Annotated in this window: 22 protein-coding genes; 9 read left to right on the top strand and 13 right to left on the bottom strand. The window is 57.3% G+C overall.

Annotation, left to right across the window (positions count from 1 at the left end):
* Positions 1-201: 201 nt before the first annotated feature.
* The 11 genes from ACR0NW_RS10875 to ACR0NW_RS10925 all read right to left on the bottom strand — a co-directional run bounded on the left by ACR0NW_RS10875 (position 202) and on the right by ACR0NW_RS10925 (position 11,182).
* Positions 202-645 (bottom strand): acyl-CoA thioesterase, encoded by a 444-nt coding sequence (locus ACR0NW_RS10875; protein WP_480791767.1) that lies wholly within the window; start codon positions 643-645, stop codon positions 202-204.
* The gene (locus ACR0NW_RS10880; RefSeq protein WP_480791768.1) at positions 645-1,805 is read right to left on the bottom strand and encodes an iron-containing alcohol dehydrogenase; all 1,161 of its coding nucleotides are present in this window, start codon (positions 1,803-1,805) and stop codon (positions 645-647) included. Before ACR0NW_RS10880 ends, ACR0NW_RS10875 begins: the two co-directional genes overlap by 1 nt.
* 26 nt (positions 1,806-1,831) lie before the next feature.
* Positions 1,832-3,376 carry a class I adenylate-forming enzyme family protein gene (locus ACR0NW_RS10885; RefSeq protein ID WP_480791769.1) on the bottom strand — a complete coding sequence of 515 codons (1,545 nt, stop codon included), beginning with the start codon at positions 3,374-3,376 and terminating at the stop codon, positions 1,832-1,834.
* A 51-nt stretch (positions 3,377-3,427) separates the two neighbouring features.
* Positions 3,428-4,183, bottom strand: coding sequence for an SDR family NAD(P)-dependent oxidoreductase (locus tag ACR0NW_RS10890; protein WP_480791770.1), 756 nt, complete (start codon positions 4,181-4,183; stop codon positions 3,428-3,430).
* 3 nt (positions 4,184-4,186) lie between these two features.
* Positions 4,187-6,556, bottom strand: a complete 2,370-nt coding sequence (locus ACR0NW_RS10895) for a xanthine dehydrogenase family protein molybdopterin-binding subunit (protein WP_480791771.1) — start codon at positions 6,554-6,556, stop codon at positions 4,187-4,189.
* A complete protein-coding gene (locus ACR0NW_RS10900) occupies positions 6,549-7,313 on the bottom strand; it encodes an N-acyl homoserine lactonase family protein (protein ID WP_480791772.1) in 765 nt (254 codons plus the stop codon). The genes ACR0NW_RS10895 and ACR0NW_RS10900 overlap by 8 nt, the downstream gene beginning before the upstream one ends.
* Positions 7,310-7,798 (bottom strand): (2Fe-2S)-binding protein, encoded by a 489-nt coding sequence (locus tag ACR0NW_RS10905; RefSeq protein ID WP_480791773.1) that lies wholly within the window; start codon positions 7,796-7,798, stop codon positions 7,310-7,312. The genes ACR0NW_RS10900 and ACR0NW_RS10905 overlap by 4 nt, the downstream gene beginning before the upstream one ends.
* A complete protein-coding gene (locus tag ACR0NW_RS10910) occupies positions 7,795-8,655 on the bottom strand; it encodes an FAD binding domain-containing protein (RefSeq protein WP_480791774.1) in 861 nt (286 codons plus the stop codon). Before ACR0NW_RS10910 ends, ACR0NW_RS10905 begins: the two co-directional genes overlap by 4 nt.
* Positions 8,655-9,422: an enoyl-CoA hydratase-related protein gene (locus ACR0NW_RS10915; protein ID WP_480791775.1), complete on the bottom strand. Its 768-nt coding sequence runs from the start codon at positions 9,420-9,422 to the stop codon at positions 8,655-8,657. The genes ACR0NW_RS10910 and ACR0NW_RS10915 overlap by 1 nt, the downstream gene beginning before the upstream one ends.
* Positions 9,423-9,454: 32 nt before the next feature.
* Positions 9,455-9,898, bottom strand: a complete 444-nt coding sequence (locus tag ACR0NW_RS10920; RefSeq protein ID WP_480791776.1) for an SRPBCC family protein — start codon at positions 9,896-9,898, stop codon at positions 9,455-9,457.
* Between the two features lie 66 nt (positions 9,899-9,964).
* Positions 9,965-11,182: an ABC transporter substrate-binding protein gene (locus ACR0NW_RS10925; protein WP_480791777.1), complete on the bottom strand. Its 1,218-nt coding sequence runs from the start codon at positions 11,180-11,182 to the stop codon at positions 9,965-9,967.
* A gap of 227 nt (positions 11,183-11,409) precedes the next feature.
* Between ACR0NW_RS10925 and ACR0NW_RS10930 the strand changes: the two genes are divergently transcribed.
* Genes ACR0NW_RS10930 through ACR0NW_RS10945 form a run of 4 tightly spaced genes read left to right on the top strand, consistent with a single transcriptional unit; the run spans position 11,410 to position 14,729 of the window.
* Positions 11,410-12,165 carry an ABC transporter ATP-binding protein gene (locus ACR0NW_RS10930; protein ID WP_480791778.1) on the top strand — a complete coding sequence of 252 codons (756 nt, stop codon included), beginning with the start codon at positions 11,410-11,412 and terminating at the stop codon, positions 12,163-12,165.
* Positions 12,158-12,871 carry an ABC transporter ATP-binding protein gene (locus ACR0NW_RS10935; protein WP_480791779.1) on the top strand — a complete coding sequence of 238 codons (714 nt, stop codon included), beginning with the start codon at positions 12,158-12,160 and terminating at the stop codon, positions 12,869-12,871. Before ACR0NW_RS10930 ends, ACR0NW_RS10935 begins: the two co-directional genes overlap by 8 nt.
* Positions 12,872-12,884: 13 nt before the next feature.
* Entirely contained in the window at positions 12,885-13,772 is an 888-nt protein-coding gene (locus ACR0NW_RS10940; protein ID WP_480791780.1) for a branched-chain amino acid ABC transporter permease, read from the top strand.
* 3 nt (positions 13,773-13,775) lie between these two features.
* A complete protein-coding gene (locus tag ACR0NW_RS10945) occupies positions 13,776-14,729 on the top strand; it encodes a branched-chain amino acid ABC transporter permease (RefSeq protein ID WP_480791781.1) in 954 nt (317 codons plus the stop codon).
* A 41-nt stretch (positions 14,730-14,770) separates the two neighbouring features.
* Here ACR0NW_RS10945 and ACR0NW_RS10950 read toward each other — a convergent pair whose 3' ends face one another.
* Both ACR0NW_RS10950 and ACR0NW_RS10955 read right to left on the bottom strand, forming a co-directional pair.
* Positions 14,771-15,742: a winged helix-turn-helix transcriptional regulator gene (locus ACR0NW_RS10950; protein WP_480791782.1), complete on the bottom strand. Its 972-nt coding sequence runs from the start codon at positions 15,740-15,742 to the stop codon at positions 14,771-14,773.
* A 36-nt stretch (positions 15,743-15,778) separates the two neighbouring features.
* Complete coding sequence (locus tag ACR0NW_RS10955; protein ID WP_480791783.1) at positions 15,779-16,267, bottom strand: MarR family winged helix-turn-helix transcriptional regulator; 489 nt, start codon at positions 16,265-16,267, stop codon at positions 15,779-15,781.
* 165 nt (positions 16,268-16,432) lie between these two features.
* Between ACR0NW_RS10955 and ACR0NW_RS10960 the strand changes: the two genes are divergently transcribed.
* The 5 genes from ACR0NW_RS10960 (at position 16,433) to ACR0NW_RS10980 (ending at position 24,090) form a co-directional block, all read left to right on the top strand.
* Entirely contained in the window at positions 16,433-18,187 is a 1,755-nt protein-coding gene (locus ACR0NW_RS10960) for an AMP-binding protein (RefSeq protein ID WP_480791784.1), read from the top strand.
* 31 nt (positions 18,188-18,218) lie between these two features.
* Positions 18,219-19,412 (top strand): acetyl-CoA C-acyltransferase, encoded by a 1,194-nt coding sequence (locus tag ACR0NW_RS10965; protein WP_480791785.1) that lies wholly within the window; start codon positions 18,219-18,221, stop codon positions 19,410-19,412.
* A 4-nt stretch (positions 19,413-19,416) separates the two neighbouring features.
* Positions 19,417-21,762: a 3-hydroxyacyl-CoA dehydrogenase/enoyl-CoA hydratase family protein gene (locus tag ACR0NW_RS10970; protein ID WP_480791786.1), complete on the top strand. Its 2,346-nt coding sequence runs from the start codon at positions 19,417-19,419 to the stop codon at positions 21,760-21,762.
* Positions 21,763-21,852: 90 nt separating this feature from the next.
* Positions 21,853-22,992 (top strand): ABC transporter substrate-binding protein, encoded by a 1,140-nt coding sequence (locus ACR0NW_RS10975; RefSeq protein ID WP_480791787.1) that lies wholly within the window; start codon positions 21,853-21,855, stop codon positions 22,990-22,992.
* Between the two features lie 63 nt (positions 22,993-23,055).
* Positions 23,056-24,090: a branched-chain amino acid ABC transporter permease gene (locus ACR0NW_RS10980; RefSeq protein ID WP_480791788.1), complete on the top strand. Its 1,035-nt coding sequence runs from the start codon at positions 23,056-23,058 to the stop codon at positions 24,088-24,090.
* Positions 24,091-24,092 lie beyond the last annotated feature (2 nt).

Genomic DNA, 24,092 nt, shown 5'->3' on the forward strand with positions numbered 1-24,092 from the left:
AAACGGAAACGAGTAGCGCCCACGACCCGACATGTTGACGACGCGGTGCATGGGTCCTGTTGCAAACTTTTGACTATAGTTGCCCGCGCCGCCAGCGGGTGAACGACTTTCTGTATTATCAAGTCGAAAGCCAGTTCATTATCCCATTCAAAGGCGCGCAAAATCTAAAGGTTGTGATCCGCGCGCTGTCCAAAGGTCATGTCAGGCGACGTCCTTCATCAGGCGCAGAAATTCAGCGCGCCGGTATTCTTCGATAGGAGATGGGCGGTGGGTTTTGCGATTTACGTAGACGTGGACGAAAAACCCTTCGGCGGATGCTGTTTCGTCGTTGTTTCGAAACAGGCCAACCTCGTATCGGATTGAGCTAGTTCCGAGTTTTCCAACCCTCAGCCCGGCGGTTACCTCGTCCGGGAATCCCATCTCTGCGTGGTATTTGCATCCGGTTTCAACAACCAGACCGTAGGTTTCTGCCCGGACCGGATCCAGAAGGCCGCGCTTGATAAGCCACCCGTTGACTGCTGTGTCGAATAGTGAGTAGTGCACGACGTTGTTCATGTGGCCATAGACATCATTGTCCATCCATCGGGTTTGCAACGGATAAAAATCAGCGTAATCCGCTCGGCTTCCTACTTTTCTGTCGGCCATTACCAAGCCGCCTTGTAGATGTTGAAGGCATCCTGTTCGCTGACTTCACGGGGATTGTTCACCAGAAGACGCTGCTGAACCATCGCGTCCGCGGCCAGTTTTCCCAACGCATCCTCGGGGATGTTCACCTGCCGCAGGCGGGTTTCCATGCCAAGTTGGCCTGACAACTCTGCCAGTGCGTCGATGAAGGCCGCACATCGCGCTTGCGCGCCTTCGATTTCGGCCAGATGAGGAAATGCGTCGGCGGCGATTTCCGCGTAAAGATCATGAGCATTCAGTGCGTTGAATCGCAAGACATGTGGAAGCACCAGCGCGTTCGACAGACCATGCGGTATGTGAAACGTGCCACCGATTGGATAGGCCAGCGCGTGCACGGCGGCGACCGGAGAGTTGGCGAAAGCTTGTCCTGCAAGCATTGACCCAAGAAGCATCGCGCCGCGCGCGCTTTTGTCCTGACCGTTGAAGACGGCTGTTTCGATGTTTGCGCCCAGCAGCCTCAATGCCTCTCGCGCGAGCATTTTGGACAGCGGATTATTGTTGGCCGATTTCGAGGCATAGGCCTCGATCGCGTGGACCATCGCGTCGACACCGGTAGCGGCGGTAATATGGGCAGGCAGACCAACGGTAAGATCAGCGTCAAGAATGGCGATGTCCGGCAGGATCACGGGCGAGGAAACGCCGCGTTTCTCCTCGGCTCCGACCGTGATGATCGACACCGGCGTAACTTCTGACCCGGTGCCAGCAGTTGTGGGCACCAGCACAAGCGGCAATCGCGGGCCCTTTGCCAACCCGACGCCCCAGGCCTCGTCCAGATCTTCATCCGATCCCAGCAAAAGCGCTGCAAGCTTTGCAATATCCAGGGATGATCCGCCGCCAAAGCCCAAGACCCCGGTCGCCCCTGCCTCACGCCCGAATTCGACCGCCTGCATCAGCGTCTCGCGCGAAGGGTCGGCCTCGACCGAGTCAAAGATTGCGACCGTGTGACCGCCGGCTTCAAGCGAGGCGATGGCCGGATCCGCCAACCCCAGTTGCCGCAGGCCGGGATCGGTTACCAAAAGAACCACTTTGCCCAGTGTTTTACCTGCGACATCGGCCAGACGGGTTGTGACGCCTGTTTCGAAAATCAGGGATTTAGTTGTGTTGAAGCTAAATGGAGTCATGTCGTTGTCCTGTAAATTTCTTGAGCTCAGGCATCTGTTTCGTAATATTTGCGCAGCTTAAAGCGCATGATCTTGCCCGATCCGGTGCGTGGAATTTCAGATATGGCAACTAAATCGCTGGGCGTCTTGTAAGATGATAACCTTTCTACGCAAAAAGCCTTCATAGTTTCCAGATCCGGCGCGGCTCCGTTTTCGAGCACAACAAAGGCAACCGGGACTTCACCCAAAGTTTCATGATCGACGCCCACTACGGCACAGTCGAGAATGCCGTCCATTTGTACGATGGTTTCTTCGACCTCGGCTGGCGCGATGTTCTGGCCGCCGCGAATGATCAGTTCCTTTAGACGCCCCGTGATAGTCAGAAACCCACTGGCGTCCATGCGTGCCAGATCGCCGGTGTGGTACCAACCATCCCGCAGCGCGCTGGCGGTGGCCTCGGGCTTGTTCAGATAACCCTGCATTACGTTTGGTCCGCGGCAGACCAGTTCGCCTTCGCCGCCCAGTTCCACGTCCTTTCCGGTTATCGGGTCGATCAGGCGCACGGACAGGCCAGGCAGGGGTAAACCACACGACCCCGCTTCCCGATGAGAGCCGGGCCAGTTCATCGTGACCATGGTCGAGGTTTCGGTGATGCCGTAACCGTCCAGCAATTCGATTCCGAACAGGTTCTCAAAGTCTTGATTCAGGGCGGCCGGCATGATCGCGCCGGCTGAAACGCAACGCCTGACTGTTCGAAACGGGTTCTGCCCTGTTTCCCTGGCCTTGAGCATGAGGTAGTGAAACATGGTCGGAACGCCCGGCATCAGCGTGAATCGATCCTGTTCCAGCAACTCCAGCGCGTGGTCGGTTGAAAACCTTTCCATGATGTATTCAGTGGCGCCATTGGCAATGATGCTGAGCACACAGAAGTTCAAAGCATAGGAATGAAAAAGCGGCAGGGGCGACAACACCACGTCCTTTGGCCCCATTCCAAAAACCGGATTCCAGCAAGCGGCATTGACCCACAGCATGGATCGGGTGGTCAACTGCACACCTTTGGGCTGACCGGTAGTCCCGGAAGTGTAGACCATCATCGAAACTGCATCGATATTCTCGGGCGGCAGGTCTTTGGCGGGTATTGCCACAAGTTTGTCAAATCCCAACGTATGGGCCGGAGCCTTGCCGGTGACAATGACGGTTTCGGCGAACGGACCTTCACCCTGTTTGATCTTCTCCAGTGTTGGCAGGGCCTGCGGCCACGTCACAAGTATGCGGATACCTGCATCATCCAGACGATAGGCGACCTCACCGGGTTTGCTGTCGGCCGATATCGGGACGGCAACGCCACCTGCACGGATCGCAGCAAATGTTGCGACGACCCAATCGACCGAATTGGCCAGCCAGACGCCAACGCTTTGTCCGCACGTCAGCCCGTTGGCAAGCAACTGCCCGGCAAGGTTGCGGGTTTCGTTATCGAGTTGCCGATACGTGATTGAGCGTTTGGCATCCTCGAACGCCAACTTGTCCGGGGCGTCTTTGACTTGCCGCGCCAGCAGTTCTGAAATGGGTGCGATCAGATCAGTGCGTATCATGATCTCTTCCTCCGTAAATCGTTCAGGTGGCGACAGGAACGTCGGGGCCTGTCAAACCATCGAGAAACCACCGTTGACGCTAATCACCTGACCGGTGATCCAGGACGCCTCATCCGAAGACAGGAAAGCCACCATTGGGGCGATATCGTTGGGAGTGCCGATGCGACGTAACGGGTATGCCTTGACGATCTTTTCCATGTTTTTTTCGAGAAATTCGGCATCGGAATGTGCCGTCTGAACCAGCCCCAGCGAGACGGTGTTGACGCAGACACCCGCACGGCCCAACTCGCGCGCCAGTGATTTTCCCAAAGCGATGGTGCCGCCGCGCGCCGCCGCAGCCAAAGCCAGATTGGCCTCGCCAATGCGCGAGCTGTCGCCGACCAGAGATATGATCCGGCCTCCGTTCTGTCTGATCAAATGCGGGGCAACTGCATGGCAGCAGTGGATCGCGCCATACAGGCACGTGTCGATCTGAGCCTGCCATTCCTCGGGAGTGGTTTCGACGAACTTCTTGTAGACCACGTAACCGGCGTTGTTCACCAATATGTCGACGCTGCCGAAATCGGAAACGATCTGATCGACCATGGCAGTGACCTGATCGTAGTGGCCGATATCGGCCTGATAGGCTTTGGCCTGGCCACCTGCTGCCTCAATGGCTTTGACAACTGCATCGGCTTCGTCCTTGGATTTGCGATAATTCACGGCGATGGTTGCGCCCTCGGCGGCCAGTGCTTCGGCAATCTGTCCGCCAGTGTCACGCCCGCCGCCAGTGACCAGCGCAACTTTACCCTTCAGGTTCAAATCCATGACTTACTCCGTATCTTTGTGTTGAGATGCAGCCGCAATCAGCGCGTGCAATTTGTTGGGGGTGATCGGAAGCGCATCGATGCGCAATCTAAGGTGCGAGACCGCGTCCGCCACAGCGTTGGCGATGGCGGCAGGCGCGCCGATCGTGCCGCCTTCGCCCATTCCCCGAAAACCGCCGGGATTGTCCGGTCGTCCGGTTTCCAGATGCACAACGTCAATGTCCGGGACTTCGGCCGAGGTCGGCACAAGATAGTCGGCAAGGGTGGCGGTGATCGGCTGGCCCGTGCTGTCGAATTTCAGTTCCTCAAGCAGGGCTACGCCGATCCCCTGCGCCACGCCGCCATGCACCTGACCATCGACAACCAGCGGATTGATCAGCTTGCCGCAATCCTCGGCCACGATGAACTGGCGTAGTCTGATGGACAGGGTTTCGGGGTCGATTTCGACCACCGCCACATGTGTCGAAGATGTGGTTGTGCCCAGATAGGGATCGTATGTTTCCTGCGCTTCCAGCGTTTCGCGTTTGTCCATTGGCAGGGTGCTCATGTCCGCATAGACGATGCGGGCCAGTTCCCGGAAATCGACCGAGTGGTTGGTGTCGCGCACAAAAATGCGCCCGTTGCCGGTTTCCACCTGCTCGGGGTCCACATCGAACAGAGTGGCCGCCACCCGTTTGACCTTGGTCAGAAGAGTGCGCGTGGTCTTGATTGCAGCACCACCGCCAAGTACCGCAGACCGGCTGGCATAGGTTCCCGTACCGTGCGGGCTGACCCCCGTGTCGCCGTGCAGAACGCGCACATCCTGCGGATGAACGCCCAGTTCTTCGGCAACGATTTGGGCCAGCGTGGTTTCAAGGCTTTGACCGTGCGACGAAATCCCGAAACTTGCTGTGATCGCGCCGGTGGCATCAATGCGAACACTGGCGGTTTCTGCCCCGGTATTCATCGGCATCCCCGGCGCAACGGCAATGCGCGATCCGATCCCGGTCAGTTCGGCGTAAGATGCAAATCCTACACCAAGCCATTTTTTGCTCTGCCGTTTCTCGGCCTCCAGCGCAGGCAGATCAATCGCCTGTTCCGCTGCCGCCAGACATTCCTGAAATCCAGAATGATCCCAGATGATGCCCGAACCGATGCGGTGCGGGAAGTCCTGCGGCTGGACAAGATTGCGGCGGCGGATTTCGAGCGGGGAGATGCGCAATTCCGCCGCCGCCAAGTCTACCAGACGTTCCATGGCAAAGACCGCCATTGGGCGACCAACACCACGATATGGGCCGGTAGGGGGTTTGGGCGTACAAACGCCACGGACCTGGCCACGATAGGCCGGGATCTGGTAAGGGCCGGGCAAAAAACTGGCGACCTGAACAGGTTCCAGCGCAGCGGTCCAAGGGTAAATCGAGTAGGCGCCGATGTCGCCGAGAATTTTCGCGTCAAGGGCCAGGAACCTGCCATCGTCGTCAAAGGCGAGTGTTGCCTCGACCTCTTCTCCGAAGGCCTGACTGGATGCTGTAAGTTCTTCCAGCCGATCCGCCACATATTTCACCGGTCGTTCCAGCCGACGGGCCAGATCAGCCACGATCACCTCTTCGGGGTAAAGCGATCCTTTGCCTCCGAAACTGCCGCCTACGTCCGGGGCGATGACGCGCAACCTGTTGCCATCCAGATTCAGAAGGCGGCTCAATTCGTCACGCACAATGCCGGGAATATTGGTCGCGCCATGAAGTGTCAGCTCGTCTCGGCCCGCGTCGTAATCTGCCAGATAGGCGCGTGGTTCGGTGGACATGGATGTCTTGCGAGTCAGGTTGAACCGGCCTGAAACTTTATGAGCTGCTGCAGCAATTCCAGCCTCGGCATCACCGGTGGCAAACGTGCGCTCGAGAACGACGTTCGAGGCCAGCGCAGCATGCAGTTTTGGCGCATCCTCAAGTTCCGCATCTCGTGCGGTTACGGCAACGTCCAGCGGGTCGTAGTCGATGTCGATCAGTGCAGCAGCATCTTCAGCGACATATCTGCTGGTAGCGACGATGGCGACCACCGGCTCTCCGACGTAGCGCACGACGTCGCGGGCAAGAACCGGGCACGCGGTGGCCCGATAGTTTTTCATCTTAGACGGTGCGGAGATGTCGGGGATATGCGCAAAATCAGTGGCGGTGAATATTCCGATCACGCCGGGCAAGGCGCGTGCGTCGCTCGCATCGATACCATTGATACGCGCATGCGCCTGATCCGAGCGTAAAAAGGCAAGATGCACCATGCGCGGCAACTGAATGTCGGCAGTAAAGCGGCCCTTTCCGGTCAGCAGGCGGGGGTCTTCCAGGCGTTGAACCGGCCTGCCCACAAATTTCGGTCTGGTGTATGATGTGGCGTCAGTCATATGCCTCCGCCCCTTTTTTAAGCTTTTGATATTCCTCGTCATCATGGCCGCATATGACCATTGCGCCCTGAGCTTCGATCCGGCGGATTACCTCGTATGAGGTCAGCAGCGCCTCGGCATCCCATGCGTTTTTGGGCACTTCGTCATTATCAAGATTGCGCCGCAGGCTGACGGCGTCAGAAACCAGCAGAACGGGGCCGGTGTTTTCCAAAAATGCCTTCAACCCCATCATGCCGGGAGTATGTCCGGGCAGGTCGACAGTGATCAGTAGGCCGTCGCCCATCACGTCATGACCATCGGTTACGCCCTGCATTGGCATGGGGTGGTCCCATTCCTGCGGCAGGTAACCTTGCATGGCAGCGCCTTCGGCACGGGCGGCTTCCAGTTCCTTTTCGTGCACGACAAAGCGCGCATTTGTGAAGAACTCGTTGCAGCCGCAATGGTCGGGGTGGAAATGCGAGTTCACCACGACGTTGATGTCATCGGGTGTCAGGCCGAGCGATTTGAGGCTGTGGACCACGTTATTGGAATGCGCACCAATTGGTTGCATCACACCGGTCAGTTTGCCCCACCGTGCCTCGGCATCAGAGGAGACAGATGGATGGCAACCTGTATCGAACAGGATGTTGCCTTGCGCGTGCCGGAATAGGATTGCGATGACCGGCAATTCGATCATTTCGGCTTTATCGGCACAATCCGGCACATAGATGCGCTTTTTCATCGCCAGACGGCCGCCATCAAGAACGTGCATTTTCATAAGCAGGGTACTCCGTCTCGTTCGTTGACCAACGCGCGTACGGCTTTGACGATGTGATCGTAGCCGGTGCAGCGGCAGATATTGCCGCTGAGCGCGTCGCGGATCTCTTCGTCAGTGCGCAGGGGCAGGGTTTGCAGAATTTCCTGCACGGTCATCAGAAATCCGGGTGTGCAAAAGCCACATTGTAAGGCGTGATGCTTGCGGAACGCTTCCTGAATGCGGTGCATGTTGCGTGTTGTGCCCAGACCTTCGACGGTCTGGATGTCCATTCCGTCCAATTGGACGGCCAGCATCAGGCAGGACCGCGCACTGACGCCGTTCAGCGTGATAGTACAGGCGCCGCAAACTCCGTGCTCGCACCCGATGTGGGTGCCGGTTAGGCCCAGTTCGTCACGCAGAAAGTCCGCGGCCATCATACGGGGTTCGACATAGGCTTCGAACGGTTCTCCGTTCACGGTCAGGGTAATGTGGCTTTTGGCGCTCATGGTATTGCCCTTTCCAAGGCGCGGGTCAGAACCCGGCGCGTAAGAACCGGTACCAGCGACAACCGGTATTCGGCCGAAGCATGAAGGTCGTCGTTGGGTTCAAGATTCTCGCCGGCCAGCGGCAACACAGTCTCAATGGCATCAGCTGTTGCCGGCAGGCCGGTCAGGGCCTCTTCCAGAGCGGTGCCACGAACCGGGGTGTCAAAAACGCCGCCAAGGCACAGACGAACTTCGGTGAATGTGCCATTTTCGATCCGTACAAGTGCCCCGGCGGCTACCACGGCAAAATCGCCCGCGCGTTGTGCAACCTCATCAAAGGCCATCCCGGCGGGACCGGCAGGCAATGGCAGGGTGATGCCGGTCACCAGTTCGGTCTCTTCGATTTCGGTCACAAGCGGCGCAAGGAAGAACTCGAATGGCTCTGCTGTGCGCTGACCTTCGCTGCCCAAAATCTCGATGGCGCCGTTCAGCAATGTCACCAGCAACGGCCATTCTGCAGATGGGTCGGCATGGCACAGGCTGCCCGCGATGGTTCCGCGATTGCGGATCGCAACATGGGCCACATGCGCCATCGCCTCGGCGACAATCGGGAAATGCCGGGCCAGCCCCTTGTCCTGGGCCGCCTGAGAGTGCCGGACCAGAGCGCCGATATGCGCACCCTGATCCGTCTGCTCGATCCGGGCCAGTTCGGTGATCCGGTTGATGTCAACCAGACGCTCGGGCTGGACCAGGCGGAAATTCATCATCGGCAGCAGACTTTGCCCGCCCGCTATGATTTTGGCGTCATCATGATCCAGCGCGGCGATGGCTTCGGCAAGTGTTTCAGGGCGGATATATTCAAAAGCGGCGGGTTTCATCACACCCCCTGAAACGCCGGAGGGCGTTTTTCTGCGAAAGCATTGCGGCCTTCGGCATAGTCGAAACTGGCTGCCGCGCCGTCGATCAGGGCATCCGCTGTATCTGCATCGAATTCCTGCAACGCCACACTGTTGAGGATATATTTCGCACCCCCCTGCGTCAGTGGGGCCTTCGCGGCCAGGGAATTGGCGAACTCGATCGCCGCTGCCATAGGCGCTTGCGAGACGTGATCGACAAAGCCAATCCTCTCGGCGTGCTCTGCGTTAAAGCGCTGTGCGGAATAGAGAATGCGCTTGGCTTCGGTCAGCCCGACCAGCGCCAGCAGCTTGCGGGTGGCCTGCACGCCGTAGACGATGGACAGGTTGGCCGCAGGAATACCAAATACTGCGTCTGTATGGGCGTAGCGAAAGTCGGCGGACATCGCCAGATGCGCACCACCACCCAGCGTGTAGCCCAGATTGACCGCGATCACCGGTTTTGCACAATGCATGATCGCAGCACACCCTTTGTCTACGGCAACTTCGTAGGCCTTGGCCTTTTCAAGATCCTCACGGATTCTGCCAAACTCGCTGATATCGGCCCCAGCCGAAAAATCCGAACCCGCCCCTGTCAGGATGATCGACCGGACGGAAGTGTCTTTTGAGAGCGCGTTGAACACGTCTGCAAATTCGTTCCACATATCGTAAGTGACAGAGTTGCGTTGTGCTGGCCGGTTTATCGTGACGGTGGAAATTCCGTCTTTCTGCTGTATGTGGAGATCGCTCATCTAAAACCTGCTGAGTTTGTTAATAATTGTGGTCAGGCGGTTACCTGAGCCGCAAAATCATCGAAGAACTTGCGAGCAAGTTTCTGCGCCGTCCTATCCAGTAGGCGCGCACCCAACTGGGCAATCTTGCCGCCAACATCGGCGCGGGCGTCATAGTGAAGGACGGTTTCCGCCTCGGTTATCTGTTCCAATCGAACGGTGGCCGATCCTTTTGCAAATCCGGCGACGCCACCTTTGCCCTCACCAGAAAGGACATAGCTTTCCGGTGCCGAAATTTCGCTTAGAGTGACTTCGCCAGCGAACCGGGCTTTGATTGGGCCGACTTTGAGTGTGACCTTGGCGGCCATTTCGGTGGCACTGTCCTGGGTCAGTTCCTCACAGCCCGGGATACACTGGCGCAGAATCTCGGGGTCATTCAGGGCCTTCCAGACCGTTTCGCGCCCGGCGAGAATGGTGACTGCATCTTTGAGTTCCATGTCAGCTCCTTTGTCGTTGTCCTGACCGGAAATCCGGTCAGGACAGTGGGTCCGTGAGTGGATGGATCAGTTGGTGATCAGCGGACACTGGCTTTCCGACAGGGGGCGGAATGCCTCTTCGCCCGGAATGACGGCGACCTGTTCGTAGACATCCCATTCATGCTGGGATTCTTCAGGCGATTTCACCCGGTAGACATACATGTCATGCACCATGCGACCGTCCTTGCGGATGTGACCGCCCTGACCAAAGAAATCGTCCACTGGCAGTTCCCGCATTTTGGCCATAACGGCCTGAGCGTCGGTTGTGCCTGCTGCCTCAACCGCCTTGAGGTAGTGCAACGTGGAGGAGTAATCTCCTGCGTCGCCCATGTGAGGCATCACACCCATGCGCTCCTTGAACCGCTCGGCAAAGGCGCGTGTTTCCTCATCCCGATCCCAGTAAAAGCCGTTGGTCAGCAACATGCCCTTGGCCGAGTCGAGCCCGAGCGCCTTGACATCCGTCAGCCAGACCAACAGCCCTGCAACCGATTGACCCGCTTGGGAGACGCCGAATTCATTTGCAGATTTGACGGCGTTGATAAAGGTCGTGCCGGATCCGGCAACGGCAATCACCTTGGCGCCCGATGCCTGCGCCTGCAGGATAAAGGCTGAATGGTCAGCCGTTTCGATAGGGTATCGCGCAGCGCCCAGAACGTTACCGCCGGCTGCATCGACGATGGCGGACGCATCGCCTTCAAGCGCGTGACCGAATGCATAATCTGCGGTCAGGAAATACCAGTCGGTCAGGCCCTCTTCGACCAGCCGCTTGGCGGTGCCGTTGGCCAGCGCATAGGTGTCATAGGCATAGTGGATTGAGTTTGGCGTACATCCCGCGTTTGTCAGGCGAGAAGACCCCGAGCCAGTGACGATTGCGATACCGTCCTTTTCCGCCGCGATCTGTGCAACCGAAAGGGCGATGCCCGAGTTGATCAGATTGCCAATCATGGAAACGCCTTCGGACTCGTACCACTCCTGTGCGGTAGCTGCGGCGATCTCTGGTTTGTTCTGGTGATCGGCGGACAAAACTTCGATTGGCTTGCCAAGAACGGTGCCGCCAAAATCCTCGACGGCCATCTCAACAGCCGTCACCGCGCCTTTGCCTGATTCGTGGCTGAACTGACCGCTGATATCCGTCAGCACGCCGATTTTCACCGCATCGTCTGCTAGCAACTGCGTGCCGGTAATGGCAGTCGCAAACGCCGCAGCGCCAGCAATTTTGGCTGCTATTTCCTTTGTGTACTTCATATTTCCTCCTCCCAATTGAGCTTTATAAAAGCTTGTATTAGCAGACTATCAATGTGCGGAAGTGCACTTATTAAGGCCACTAAGAGCGTTGTTAAGGTGCATTCCTCACATTGCTCACTTGCATAACTAGACTTAAAAAGTTATCACCGTCAAGAGGAGACAAGTTTTTCGTGACGTCGCGCAGCGGTGATGAGGATCGGAAGACTCAATGGAAAAGGGAGGTAGCCATGATCTCGGATATCATTCTCGAGACACGCGGCCTGAAACGGGATTTTGGGGGCTTCGTCGCTGTTGACGACGTCGATTTCTCTGTCAAAGAAGGGGCGCTACATGCGCTGATCGGTCCGAACGGGGCTGGCAAAAGCACCATGTTCAACCTACTGACCCGGTTCCTGCCGCAGAGCGCAGGTACGATACACTATAAGGGCGTCGATATTTCCAGAGAAAAGTCGGCAACCCTTGCCCGGCGCGGCATGGTGCGGTCTTTCCAGATTTCGTCGGTTTTTCCGCATCTCACCACGCATGAGAATGTTCGCATCGCGCTTCAGTCGCGGTTTCGCGAAACATTTGATTTCTGGCGGTCGGATCGGGTGTTGAGCGCCTATGACGACCGCGTCGAAGAGCTGTTGGCGGATGTGGGTCTGGAAGAATACGCCAACGTTCTGGCGGTTGAATTGCCCTATGGGCGCAAACGCGCACTGGAGCTGGCAACGACTCTGGCAATGGACCCCGAACTGATCCTGCTGGACGAGCCGATGGCAGGGATGGGGCAAGAGGATATCGAGCGCACAGCCCGGTTGATCAGAGAGGTGGGGCGCAGCCGCACCATCGTCATGGTCGAGCACAATCTGAACGTCGTGGCCGACATCTCGGATTGCATCACCGTGCTGCGGCGGGGGCAGATCATTGCGGAAGGAAGCTATGACACAGTTTCGGCCGACCCCGAAGTTCAGAAAGCATATATAGGGGGCAGCCATGACTGAGGTGAACGACCGGCGGCTGGATCTGAAGGATCTCCATTCGTGGTACGGCGAAAGCCACATCCTGCACGGCGCGACGATGCACGTGAACCGCGGAGAGGTCGTGACCATTCTTGGCCGAAACGGGGCCGGCAAAACTACCACGATGCGCACGATCATGGGTGTTGTCCGCAAGCGCAAAGGGCTGGCAAAGTTCGATGGGACGGATTTGCTGGCGACGCCGCCACACAAGGTCGCGCGACTTGGACTGGGCTTTGTTCCCGAGGAGCGGGGGATTTTCTCTTCGCTCAGTGTGGTCGAAAACCTGAATCTTCCCCCGGTGGTCAAGCCTAACGGTATGAGCATTCAGGATATCTATCGTTTGTTTCCAAACCTTCAGGGGCGGGACAAAACGATCGGAACCCGGCTGTCGGGGGGCGAACAGCAGATGCTTGCAATCGCACGCATCCTGCGGACCGGAGCCGACTTTATTCTGCTTGACGAACCGACCGAAGGGCTCGCTCCGGTCATCGTGGACGAGATATCCAAGGCCCTGACAGAGCTCAAGAAAATGGGTTTGACCATCATACTGGTCGAACAGAATCTGAAATTCGCTACCGCCAGTTCGGACCGTCACTACGTCATGGAGCAGGGCCGGATCGTGGATGAATTCACCAACGCTGAACTGACGTCCGACATGGGGCGGATCAACGCCTACCTCGGCGTTTGAGGGAGGAAGCCTAATGCCAGAAATTTTCGGAGTACCCTTTGCGGTCCTGCTGGGGCAGGTACTGCTGGGTCTGATCAACGGATCGTTCTATGCGCTGCTCAGCCTGGGGTTGGCGATCATTTTCGGAATGCTCAACATCATCAACTTCGCGCATGGCGCATTCTATATGTTCGGCGCGTTTGTCACATGGATGGTGTTATCCTGGGCGGGCATCGGATATTGGCCGGCTTTGATAGTTGTGCCACTGGTCGTCGGCGCAGTTGGCGCGATTGTCGAACGCCTGTTTCTGAAGCGCCTTTATCAGGTGGATCATCTTTATAGCCTGTTGTTCACGTTTGGACTGGCGCTGGTGATGGAGGGCATGTTCCGCCACATCTTCGGTTCGGCAGGCAAACCCTATCCGGTGCCTGATGAGCTGACGGGTGTGGTCAAGCTGGGCTTCATGTTCCTGCCGATTTATCGGGGCTGGGTCATTATCGCGGCGCTTGTTGTTTGTGTGGCGACCTGGATGGTGATCGAAAAAACCCGGCTGGGCGCATATCTGCGGGCCGCGACGGAAAATCCCTCTCTGGTGCAGGCATTTGGCATCAACGTGCCGCTAATGCTGACCCTCACATATGGGTTCTGCGTGGGGCTGGCCGGATTTGCCGGTGTGCTGGCTGCGCCAATCTATCAGGTCAGCCCGGGAATGGGATCCAACCTGATCATCATCGTCTTTGCTGTCGTGGTTATCGGCGGCATGGGATCGATCGGGGGTGCGATCCTTACGGGATTGTCGCTGGGTGTGATCGAAGGGCTGACCAAGACCTTTTATCCGGCAGCATCATCCATCGTGATTTTCATCGTGATGGTCATAGTCCTTATGGTGCGCCCCTCGGGGCTGTTCGGACGGGAGGGCTGAGCGATGACAAACCGTATGACGATATACGCAGCCCTAATCATTGCCGCAGCGGGGGCGTTGATCGCGCCCGCAATGGTCTATCCTTTGTTCCTGATTCAGTTGTTGTGTTTTGCGCTGTTTGCGTCAGCACTCAATCTTGTGCTGGGATACGCTGGATTGCTGTCTCTGGGGCACGCCGCGTTTTTTGGTGGATCGGCTTATGTCACCGCGCATGCCGCCAAAACGTGGGGGTTCCCGTTCGAATTTGCAGTACTTTTGGGTGTTGTGTTCGCCACACTGCTGGGTGCCGTATTCGGGGCACTTGGGATCAGGCGTTATGGCATCTATTTCGCAATGGTTACGCTGGCGCTGGCGCAAATGATCTATTTTCTGGCCGTTCAGATGCCGTTCACCGGCGGAGAGGATGGTATTCAGGCCGTGCCTCGTGGTTACTTGCTTGGTATGATCGACCTGTCGGATACGACGTCGATGTACTATGTGGTCCTGGCTTTGGTCGCTGCTGCCCTGCTTCTGCTTTGGCGGGTTGTGCATTCTCCATTCGGGCACGTGCTGGCGGCCATTCGCGAAAACGAAGCCCGCGCGCTGTCGCTGGGTATGGATGTTGAGCGATACAAGTTGATCGCATTCGTGATTTCAGCGGCCTTGTCCGGACTGGCCGGATCTCTGAAAGTGATCGCGTTTCAGCTTGCCTCTCTCAATAATGTTTCGTGGCACCTGTCGGGTGAAGTGGTGCTGATGACCCTCATTGGTGGTGTCGGCACATTTTTCGGACCAATTTTCGGTGCCGCGTTTCTGGTGAGCCTTGAACACTTCCTTGCAACCAGCGGCTTGCCGATTTCAGCGATAATCGGGGTCATTTTCATGGCCTGCGTGATGGTTTTTCGCCGCGGCATTGTCGGAGAAATCCTTTTCCGACGCGATAAATCGCACGCAGCGGACAGCAAGGACACAAAGTGAATTCGAAATGGCAGGGGCGTTGGTTTGGACGCCCCCGCCAATCAATCCGGTAACTCGTAGGTCAGGGTATAGTCGGTTTCGTTTGCGGCGATCGGTGCAAGGCAAGCGCTGCATACGACCTGAGCGTGAAAGTCCCGTCCACAATTGCGATGCCTGAGGCGCAGGGGTGGGCGGCCATCGCTTAGCCAGGTATCTCCCCACTGCATCATCACCAGCATCGGTTTGTAGAGGTCCAGCCCCATCTCGGTGAACCGGTATTCGTATCTGTCCCCGGCAGCGTTATAGGGCACTTTTCGAAACACACCTGCCTCGACCAACCTGTTCAGCCGATCCGTGAGAATGTTGGTCGCTATTCCAAGCTTTTCACGCATTTCATCGAATCGGCGTACACCGAACCACCCTTCGCGCAGAATCAAAAAGCTCCACCGGTCACCGATTATGGCAAGACTGCGCGCCACTGAGCAGGGTCGGACACGTTGCAGAACATTGGCGTCCGAGCTGCGCCGTGTTGACCGGCGCAATTCAGGTGGTGAGTATCCGGCGCCCGGCCCGTCGCGGTGGGCAACCTCACGAGCGTTTACAGGTTCTTTACACTCCGAGCACACGGTTACCGGGTGGCATTTATTACCGCATTTCGTATGGATCAGTTGCAAAGGCGGCGGCTCATCACCGGCCAGCCACTTGTCACCGAACTCCATCAGAGACAGCATCGTGGAGAACAGATCCTTACCGCGAGGGGTGAAGAAATACTGTTTCCCACGCTCGTTTGGACGAGTACCGGTTGATAGGATTCCGTTTTCAACCAGCTTGCTCAACCGGTTTGACAGGGTTTGCCTCGGTATGCCGAGTCTTGTCTGAAATTTGTCGAACCGCTTCACACCAAAGAAGGACTCGCGCAGGATCAAAAAACTCCAGCTGTCGAGTACGATCTCGACTGTTCTTCGCACCGAGCAGTGTCGTTCGAGGACGGTTGGCGTGTCCTGCGCATCGCTGTTCGGTGTCTCATCCTTCACGGAGGTGATCCTTTCATGTGCTCCCCTGTGATTGCGTTACCGGGAACGGTTTTGCGTAATCCAGGCAAGCGACTCCATCAATGCCTCAAACCTCGGTTCACCCATTTCGGATTTCAATAGGGCCTGATGGGTGTCGAATTTGCGTTTGAGTGTCTTGATACAGGTTTGGCCTGCCGGTGTCAGGTAGATCATGCGCCCCCTGCGGTCATTCGGGTTCTGGCGGCGTTCTGCAAGCCCCATATCCTCCAGCGTATTGATGATTGGAACCAGTCGCGGGCGTTCGAACCCAAGCGCCAGGGACATTTCGGATTGCGAGATGCCGGGATTGTCCTGAGCGATGGAAAGTACCGAGAACTGGACCAGTGTCAGGTCTGAATTCTCGAGTGATTCGTAGATGGACCGATACAACTCGACCAGCGACCGTTTCATGACATAGCCAAGCGTGGACTCGAGATAGCTCAGATCCGGTTTTTGGCGGACCCCATTTTCGGACTGGGATTTCCATTTGGCCTCAATGCTTTCCATTGCATTCCCTGGGTTTGCGATCCGTGTGCATTGCCAAGAATGTTAGCGCTTCGGTGGTGTTGTAAACAAGTGTGTTGCGAAAAAAAGATAACACTATTATCTAATATGTAAGTTGCATAACTAGACTACGAATCAGGGAGCCCTCAGTTGGATATTCACAAAATAATGGACAAAGTTCCGAATGGAGTGATTTCTGGCGACGCATCACCTGAGCACTCGACCTACGAGACAGTTGCGGACTTTTTGAAGGAACATGCAGAAAACTCACCTGAAAGCATTGCAATAATAGACCTGAATGACGCTTCACGCATCACATATGCCAAGCTTTGGGGTCGGGTCTGCAATTTGGCCGGATGGCTTTCCGATCAGCATCTTGGCCCGGAACGCCCAGTCGCAATCTTGTCGGGCAACAGCATCGATCATGCGGTTCTAAGCTTTGCCGCTCAGGTCTTGGGTGTGCCGGTTTCGCCAATCTCGGTCGCCTATTCCCAGTTCTCTGACACCAGCCGCATTCGGGAACTTCTGCAACAGCTCACACCCGGACTGGTCTACGCCCAAGACGCAGGTGCGTTTGCAAACGGGTTGAAGATTGCCAGAGAGATGGGCTGCGCAACGATGGCTTCAAGCGGGCGGGGTGCAGATCATGTGATCGCAGATGCAGAGCGTTTGGGGCGGGGCGTTCGTGTCTTGTCTGACATCAACGGCGACACGGTTGCCAAAGTGCTTTTCACGTCGGGTTCGACAGGTGCACCCAAAGGGGTGATCGTAACCCAACGCATGATCTGTTCGAACCAGGATGCGATCGCAGCCGAATGGACCTTCCTGAAAGATGAGCCGCCAGTGATCGTGGACTGGTTGCCGTGGAACCACGTCTACGGTGGTAATCTTGTAGCTATGTGCGCCTTGCGCAATGGCGGAACACTGGTGATTGACGACGGACGACCAGCACCGGACCTGTTCGACAAAACGCTTGCTAACCTTACCCAATACCGTCCCACGATCCACTTTGGCGTTCCGCGCGGGTTCGACCTGCTGGTTCCTGCTCTTGAAGCCGACCCGGACTTCGCCCGCGCCTATTTCAGCCGCCTGCGCCGAATGTTCACGGCAGGTGCCGCTTTGTCATCTGAAACCTGGGATCGCTATCAAAGGCTGGCGGAACGCCATGCGAACCCGGATTTTGTTGCACACGTAGCCTGGGGCGCAACCGAGACGGCACCGGTGGTCACCATGTCACCCCCCGGCAATACACGTGCGGACAATCTGGGCGTTCCAGTGCAGGACTGCGAAGTCAAGCTGGTGCCGGATGATGACAAACTGGAACTGCGCTTGCGCGGTCCGATGGTCACGCCCGGATATTGGCGAAATGCCAAGGCCACCGCCGAGGCGTTCGATTCCGAAGGGTTTTATCGGATCGGGGATGCAGGCCGCCTGCTGGATGACGACCCTGCAAAGGGTATCCTGTTTGACGGCCGGATTTCCGAAAACTTCAAGCTGGTCACTGGCACCTGGGTTCAGGTGAACGCCCTGCGTCTGGCAACGATCGATGCGCTGCGGCCTGCGGTCATGGATGTCGTGGTTACGGGTCACGATCGCGATTGTGTTGGCGTGCTGATGTTCATGAACCTGCAGGGGTGCCGAGATATCGCAGGTGATCCCGAGGCCGATCTGGCCAACCTCATGTCGAACCGCAAGCTCCGCGATCACCTGGCCCTTGGATTGGCCCGGATAGGGCAGGGCGGAGGATCCTCGGGGAGAGTTAATCGCGCACTTATTCTGACTGACCTACCGTCTCAAGAAGACGGTGAGATGACCGACAAAGGCTACCTCAACCAGCGCGCCGCCCTGCGCAAACGGGCGGACGACGTGACCCGGCTGTTCGAAAATCACAGCGACATCTCCGTGGTTTGTGCAGCGCGCTAACCCATCAAAACCTTCAGGAAAAGCAAAGAAAATGACCGAGATTTACATCCTCAGTGCAGCGCGCACACCCATCGGCTCATTCGGGGGCAGCCTTTCAGAGTTCACACCCACCCAACTCGGAACAATCGCGGCCACAGCCGCCATTGAACGCGCGGGGCTGGAGCCGAAAGACGTTGATAACTCGGTATTCGGCACAGTGATCCCAACCGAAGCACCTGATCTGTTTCTGGGACGGACCGTTGTAAAGGAAGCAGGTTGCCCGGATGAGGCCTTGGGCCTGACACTCAACCGTTTGTGCGGGTCAGGCGCGCAGGCGATTGCCACGGCCGGAAGCATGATCCTCGACGGTGAAAGCAGGATTTCCATTGCCGGTGGCGCCGAAGCGATGAGCCGCGCCCCAATGGCTGTCGAAGGTATGCGTTTTGGCAGGAAGATGGGCAATGGGTACGTGTATGACTGGCTGACCAACACGCTTGCTGATCCCTTTGGTCACGGCGCGATGGGGGACACGGCAGAGAACGTTGCCGAAAAGTACCAGATCAGCCGCGAGCGTCAGGATCAGTACGCGCTGAACTCGCAACGCAAGGCCTGTGCTGCAATTGAAGCAGGCCGTTTCGACGCGCAGATCGTTCCGGTCGAACGGAAAACCCGCAAAGGCACGGTGATTTTCGACAGGGACGAGTATCCACGGGCAGACACTACTCTGGACGGGCTGTCCAATCTGAAACCTGCCTTTCGTCAGGGCGGCACGGTTACGGCAGGCAATGCGTCAGGCATCAACGACGGTGGCGCTTGTGTTGTTCTGGCCTCGGATGAGGTCGTGGCAGAACGGGGCCTGCACCCCATTGGCAGGCTGCTGAGTTGGGGCGTTGCCGGCGTTCCGGCCGAGATTATGGGCATTGGCCCGGTCAAGGCAGTCCCCGTTGCTTTGGAGCGGGCCGGCCTGACACTGGATGACATGGACGTCATCGAATCCAACGAAGCATTTGCGGCCCAGTCAATCTCAGTCGCTGACGGACTGGGTTTTCCTGAAGACAAGGTGAACCCGAATGGCGGCGCGGTAGCTCTGGGTCATCCGCTGGGTGCAACCGGCGCAATCCTTACAACCAAGGCGCTTTATGAGCTGAAACGCACAGGTGGACGCTATGGCCTTGTCACGATGTGCATCGGTGGCGGTCAGGGCATCGCGCTTGTCCTTGAGAACCTTGAAAACGTGAAAGGCTGAGGACGTGACCGCACAGGACCAACCCGCCGCTGCAACAACTGCTCTCGATTTGCACCTGAAGCGCGTCGCAGTGATAGGCGCAGGATCCATGGGGTCGGGCATTGCTGCGCATATGGCCAATGCCGGAATTCAAGTCGATCTGCTGGATATCGTGCCTGAAGGGGCCAAAGACCGCGACCAACTTGCAAAAACCGGGGTGCAACGGCAGTTGCAGTCGGGCGGTCTTATGCATCCCGATTTCGCCCTTCGCATCCGTACAGGCAATGTCGAAGATCATTTCGACCGTTTGTCCGATGCGGACTGGATTGTCGAAGCCGTCTTTGAAGATCTGCAAATCAAGCGTGACCTTTACGGCCGCATCGAGGCGATCCGCAAGGACGGCTCCATCGTGTCTTCGAACACTTCGACCATACCACTGGCCGATCTGACAGCCGGGCAGGGTACGCGGTTTGCGCGCGATTTTGTGGTCACGCATTTTTTCAACCCACCGCGTCTCATGAAACTGTTGGAGATTGTGTCGAACGATCAGACCAATCCGGCGGTTATTGCCCGAATTGGTGCGATCACCGACCACCTGTTGGGCAAGTCGAATGTGATGTGCTTCGATACCCCCGGCTTTATTGCAAACCGGGTGGGCAACTACTGGATGTCGGTTGCGTCGACAGACGCGTTTCGCCTTGGTCTGACGGTCGAGGAGGCTGACGCGGTCATGAGCCGGCCTTTTGGCATCCCGCGAACCGGCATTTTCGGCCTGTTTGACTTTGTCGGCATTCAGCTGGTGCCTCTGGTCTGGGGCAGTTTTATGAAATCGCTGCCGAAAGACGATGACCACCTGAACTACGACATCACCCGGGACAAAGTTTTCTCCGAAATGCTGGAAAAGGGTCGGACCGGGCGCTTTGGCCCCGGCGGGTTCTATCGTCGCAAGAACAGTGCCGGGGAGCGGGTGAATGAAGTTCTGGATCTCGAAACCCTTGAATACCGCATCGCGGACATCGCCAGTCTGCCTTGTCTGGACGACTGGTCCGATTTGCGCAAACTCTGCCAACATGATGACAAGGGTGCCCAATACGCATGGTCCGTCCTGTCGAATGTAGTGGCGTATTCGGCCGCTATTGCAGGCGATATAGCCTCAAAAATCAGCGACATCGATCTGGCCATGCGCCTTGGCTACAACTGGAAAAGTGGCCCGTTCGAACTGGCCGATCAGGTCGGTGCCGGTTGGATTGTCAAAAGAATGGATGCTGAGGGCCGCTCGGTTCCTGCCCTTCTGCGTCAGGCGGCCGAGAATGGCGGTTTCTATCCGGTCGAAGGTCAGATGCAGAAAGCCGGTGGCGGTCTGCAAGTGGTCAAACCCGTTGAGGGCATTCTTTCGCTGGCCGCGATCAAAAAAAGCGCGGGCAAGATTTCGGGGAATGGTTCCGCCTCAATCCGGGATGTGGGTGACGGCGTCGCCTGTTTTGAAGTCCACACCAAGATGAACGCCATTGACCCTGACGTTACGGCCATGGCTGCGGACGCCATCGGGATTGTTCAAGGTGGATTTCGGGCACTCGTTATCGGAAATGACAACCCGCGCGCGTTTTCGGCGGGTGCGCGTCTGGATGTGTTCGTCGACTTTGTGAACCGTCAGGACTGGGATGGTCTGCGTGCGTTCGTGCAGGGCGGCCAGATGGCCTGGCACAATCTGAAATACGCGGATTTTCCGGTTGTGGCGGCTGCTGGCGGTCTGGCGCTGGGGGGCGGTGCAGAGCTCATGATGCACGCTGACCATGTTGTCGCCCACTGCGAACTGTACGCCGGCCTGCCGGAACGCAACGTAGGTATCCTGCCGGCTTGGGGTGGGGCTACCCAACTGACCCTTCGGCATCAGGATCTAAACACGGGCAAATTGGCCGGGACAGAAGCAGGGTTCCGGACCGTAATTGGGTGCACCACGTCCGGTTCGGCATTTCTGGCCCGTGACGTAGGGCTTTTGCGTCCGGGCGACGACATCCTGATGAACCGGGATCGCTTACTTTCAGCGGCAAAAGCCAAAGCACTAGAATTGGCTGACGGCTATGCAACGCCGAATAAGGCCCGGATCGAAGCCGGTGGATTGCCGTTGTTCGATCGTCTGGTGGCGATAGCCCAAGATGAAAAGGCCAAGGGCAATTTTACCGAAACTGATGTTGGCATCTCGACCGAAATCGCGCGCGTCATGGCTGGAGTGGACCTGCCAAAAGCACCCTGTGACGAGTTGGCTTTTATGGCGTTGGAGCGCGAAGCCACGGTCGCGCTGGCATCCAGAAAATCGTCGCAGGACCGCCTGTTGCACATGCTGAACAGGAATAAGCCCTTGAGAAATTAGGGGGACAAGGCCGCATCAGGCCAACGGACGACGTCGAATATTCGACCAATAACTCTTGAAGGAACCGTTTCAACTTAGGGAGGAAACAAGATGAAACGATTTGCCTTGACCGCTGCAGCCCTGTGGATGACCACGGCCCTGTCAGCGGCGGCTGACATCAGCGTATGTGTCACCGTCTCGGCCACCGGGCCTGCCGCCGCATTGGGAATACCCGAGCGGAATTCGGTTGCGTTGTTGCCCACGGAAATGGCCGGGCATACCGTCAATTACGTCATTCTGGATGACGCGACAGACCCGACTGCGGCTACCCGGAACGCGCGCAAATGTGTTGAAGATGAGCAGGCCGATGTAATCATCGGGTCCTCAACCTCACCCACATCGGCTGCCGCTGCCGCCGTTGCGGCGGAAACCGGAACGCCTCTGATTGCCTTTGCACCGGCGACGGTCACGCCTGAAGTTGAAAAGTGGACCTTCAGGGCCATGCAGAACAACACGCTGATGGCACACGCCTTGCTGGATCACATGAAGGCGTCGGGCGTCAAACAACTGGGCTTTGTCGGATACTCTGACGCCTTCGGGGACGATTGGGTCCGCATTCTGAGTGAAGAATTGCCCAAAGCGGGGATTGAGTTTGGCCCGGTTGAGCGTTTCGCCCGGACCGATAATTCTGTGGCGGGCCAGGCGCTGAAACTGGCTGCGGCGAATCCGGATGCGGTGATGGTGGTTGCCTCGGGCTCACCGGCTGCACTGCCGCCAACGACTCTGCGCGAACGCGGGTATCAGGGTCAGATCTATCAGACCCATGGGGCGGCGAGCCCGGATTACATGCGCATTGGTGGGTCCGCAGCAGAAGGCACGATCATGCCGGTGGGCCCGGTGATCGTCGCAAACGAGCTCCCGGAAAGCCACCCGACCAAGGAACTGGGCATCACCTATGGCAAGGCATATCTGGCCAACCACCCCGAAGGTCCGATTTCGGCCTTTGGTGCATCGGTAGCTGATGCGGGCGCGATTATCGCCGCTGCCGTTCCTGTGGCATTGGAGACGGCAGAACCGGGCAGCCCGGATTTCCGCTCTGCTCTGCGCGACGCGATCGAAGGATCGTCGGGCGTGGTCGGTCCCAATGGGGTCTATTCGATGGCTCCGGATGATCACTACGGCCATGACACCAACAGCCGGGTTCTAGTTCAGGTCACGGATGGACAATTCCGGTATCTGCCCGTGAACTGACGGGTCGGCAGGGTCGGGAGTAATTCCCGACCCGTTTCCAATCACTGAAAGCGAGAACCTGATATGGACTCGACAATATTGCTCTTCCTGACTCAGGATGGGGTACTCAACGGAGCCGTGTATTCGCTGATGGCCGTTGCCTTTGTGCTGCTCTTTGCCGTTACGCGCATCATCTTCATCCCTCAGGGTGATTTCCTTGCCTATTCCGGTCTGACCCTGGCTTTTCTGCAAAAGGGACAGGTGCCCGGCACGATCTGGCTGTTGGTGGGTTTGGGAGTTCTTGCCGGGATTTCAGTGTTGCTCCATGAGCGAAAGACGCAAAACACGGCTGAGCGGATAAAAACCATCTTTTGGTATTGGGTCGTCCCGTCAATGATCGCGCTGATCACCTGGAGTTTAGCCGGTCCGGACCTGAGCGGCGCTGCGGCCTTAATATTAACGATGTTTCTGGTCGTGCCGATGGGTCCTTATATCTATCAGCTATGCTTCAGACCGATTGCTCAGTCTTCGGTTTTGGTTCTTCTGATCGCATCGGTGGGTGTTCATTGGTTGATGATCGGGTTGGGGCTGGTGTTCTTTACCGCAGAAGGTCAGCGCAATGCGCCTCTCTGGGATGCCGATTTTACGTTTGGCCCCCTGTTCGTCAGCGGCCAGACGTTACTCGTGATCGGCGCGGCGGTTGTTCTGTTGATCGCTCTTTATGTGTTCTTCAGCCGCACCATGCAGGGCAAATCCCTGATTGCAGCAGCGGTCAGTCCGCGCGGCGCCGGGTTGGTCGGGATTTCGACGACCGATGCAGGAGTAAAGGCGTTTCTGATGGCGGCATTTATCGGAGCGCTGGCCGGAGTGCTGATGTCATCGGTCAGCACGGTCTATTACGACAGCGGATTCATGATCGGCCTCAAAGGGTTCATCGCGTCGATCATCGGTGGCTTCACCAGCTACCCGCTTGCTCTTTTGGGTGCTCTGTTCATCGGCCTTTCCGAGGCGTTTTCAGCGTTCTGGGCCAGCGCCTACAAAGAGGTGATCGTATTTGGTCTGATCATTCCGGTTCTGTTGTGGCGCTCGATCCTGGCGGGCGACCACGAGGAGCATTGAGT

It is taken from the genome of Ruegeria sp. CF5 (assembly GCF_056537325.1).

What these genes read in the sequence shown, in the direction of transcription:
- ACR0NW_RS10940 (WP_480791780.1), top strand. Translation starts at nt 12,885, where the DNA reads ATGCCAGAAATTTTCGGAGTACCCTTTGCGGTCCTGCTGGGGCAGGTA.
- ACR0NW_RS10965 (WP_480791785.1), top strand. Translation starts at nt 18,219, where the DNA reads ATGACCGAGATTTACATCCTCAGTGCAGCGCGCACACCCATCGGCTCA.
- ACR0NW_RS10930 (WP_480791778.1), top strand. Translation starts at nt 11,410, where the DNA reads ATGATCTCGGATATCATTCTCGAGACACGCGGCCTGAAACGGGATTTT.
- ACR0NW_RS10920 (WP_480791776.1), bottom strand. Translation starts at nt 9,898, where the DNA reads ATGGAACTCAAAGATGCAGTCACCATTCTCGCCGGGCGCGAAACGGTC.
- ACR0NW_RS10890 (WP_480791770.1), bottom strand. Translation starts at nt 4,183, where the DNA reads ATGGATTTGAACCTGAAGGGTAAAGTTGCGCTGGTCACTGGCGGCGGG.
- ACR0NW_RS10935 (WP_480791779.1), top strand. Translation starts at nt 12,158, where the DNA reads ATGACTGAGGTGAACGACCGGCGGCTGGATCTGAAGGATCTCCATTCG.
- ACR0NW_RS10880 (WP_480791768.1), bottom strand. Translation starts at nt 1,805, where the DNA reads ATGACTCCATTTAGCTTCAACACAACTAAATCCCTGATTTTCGAAACA.
- ACR0NW_RS10910 (WP_480791774.1), bottom strand. Translation starts at nt 8,655, where the DNA reads ATGAAACCCGCCGCTTTTGAATATATCCGCCCTGAAACACTTGCCGAA.
- ACR0NW_RS10975 (WP_480791787.1), top strand. Translation starts at nt 21,853, where the DNA reads ATGAAACGATTTGCCTTGACCGCTGCAGCCCTGTGGATGACCACGGCC.
- ACR0NW_RS10955 (WP_480791783.1), bottom strand. Translation starts at nt 16,267, where the DNA reads ATGGAAAGCATTGAGGCCAAATGGAAATCCCAGTCCGAAAATGGGGTC.
- ACR0NW_RS10915 (WP_480791775.1), bottom strand. Translation starts at nt 9,422, where the DNA reads ATGAGCGATCTCCACATACAGCAGAAAGACGGAATTTCCACCGTCACG.
- ACR0NW_RS10905 (WP_480791773.1), bottom strand. Translation starts at nt 7,798, where the DNA reads ATGAGCGCCAAAAGCCACATTACCCTGACCGTGAACGGAGAACCGTTC.
- ACR0NW_RS10900 (WP_480791772.1), bottom strand. Translation starts at nt 7,313, where the DNA reads ATGAAAATGCACGTTCTTGATGGCGGCCGTCTGGCGATGAAAAAGCGC.
- ACR0NW_RS10980 (WP_480791788.1), top strand. Translation starts at nt 23,056, where the DNA reads ATGGACTCGACAATATTGCTCTTCCTGACTCAGGATGGGGTACTCAAC.
- ACR0NW_RS10895 (WP_480791771.1), bottom strand. Translation starts at nt 6,556, where the DNA reads ATGACTGACGCCACATCATACACCAGACCGAAATTTGTGGGCAGGCCG.
- ACR0NW_RS10875 (WP_480791767.1), bottom strand. Translation starts at nt 645, where the DNA reads ATGGCCGACAGAAAAGTAGGAAGCCGAGCGGATTACGCTGATTTTTAT.
- ACR0NW_RS10925 (WP_480791777.1), bottom strand. Translation starts at nt 11,182, where the DNA reads ATGAAGTACACAAAGGAAATAGCAGCCAAAATTGCTGGCGCTGCGGCG.
- ACR0NW_RS10960 (WP_480791784.1), top strand. Translation starts at nt 16,433, where the DNA reads ATGGACAAAGTTCCGAATGGAGTGATTTCTGGCGACGCATCACCTGAG.
- ACR0NW_RS10885 (WP_480791769.1), bottom strand. Translation starts at nt 3,376, where the DNA reads ATGATACGCACTGATCTGATCGCACCCATTTCAGAACTGCTGGCGCGG.
- ACR0NW_RS10945 (WP_480791781.1), top strand. Translation starts at nt 13,776, where the DNA reads ATGACAAACCGTATGACGATATACGCAGCCCTAATCATTGCCGCAGCG.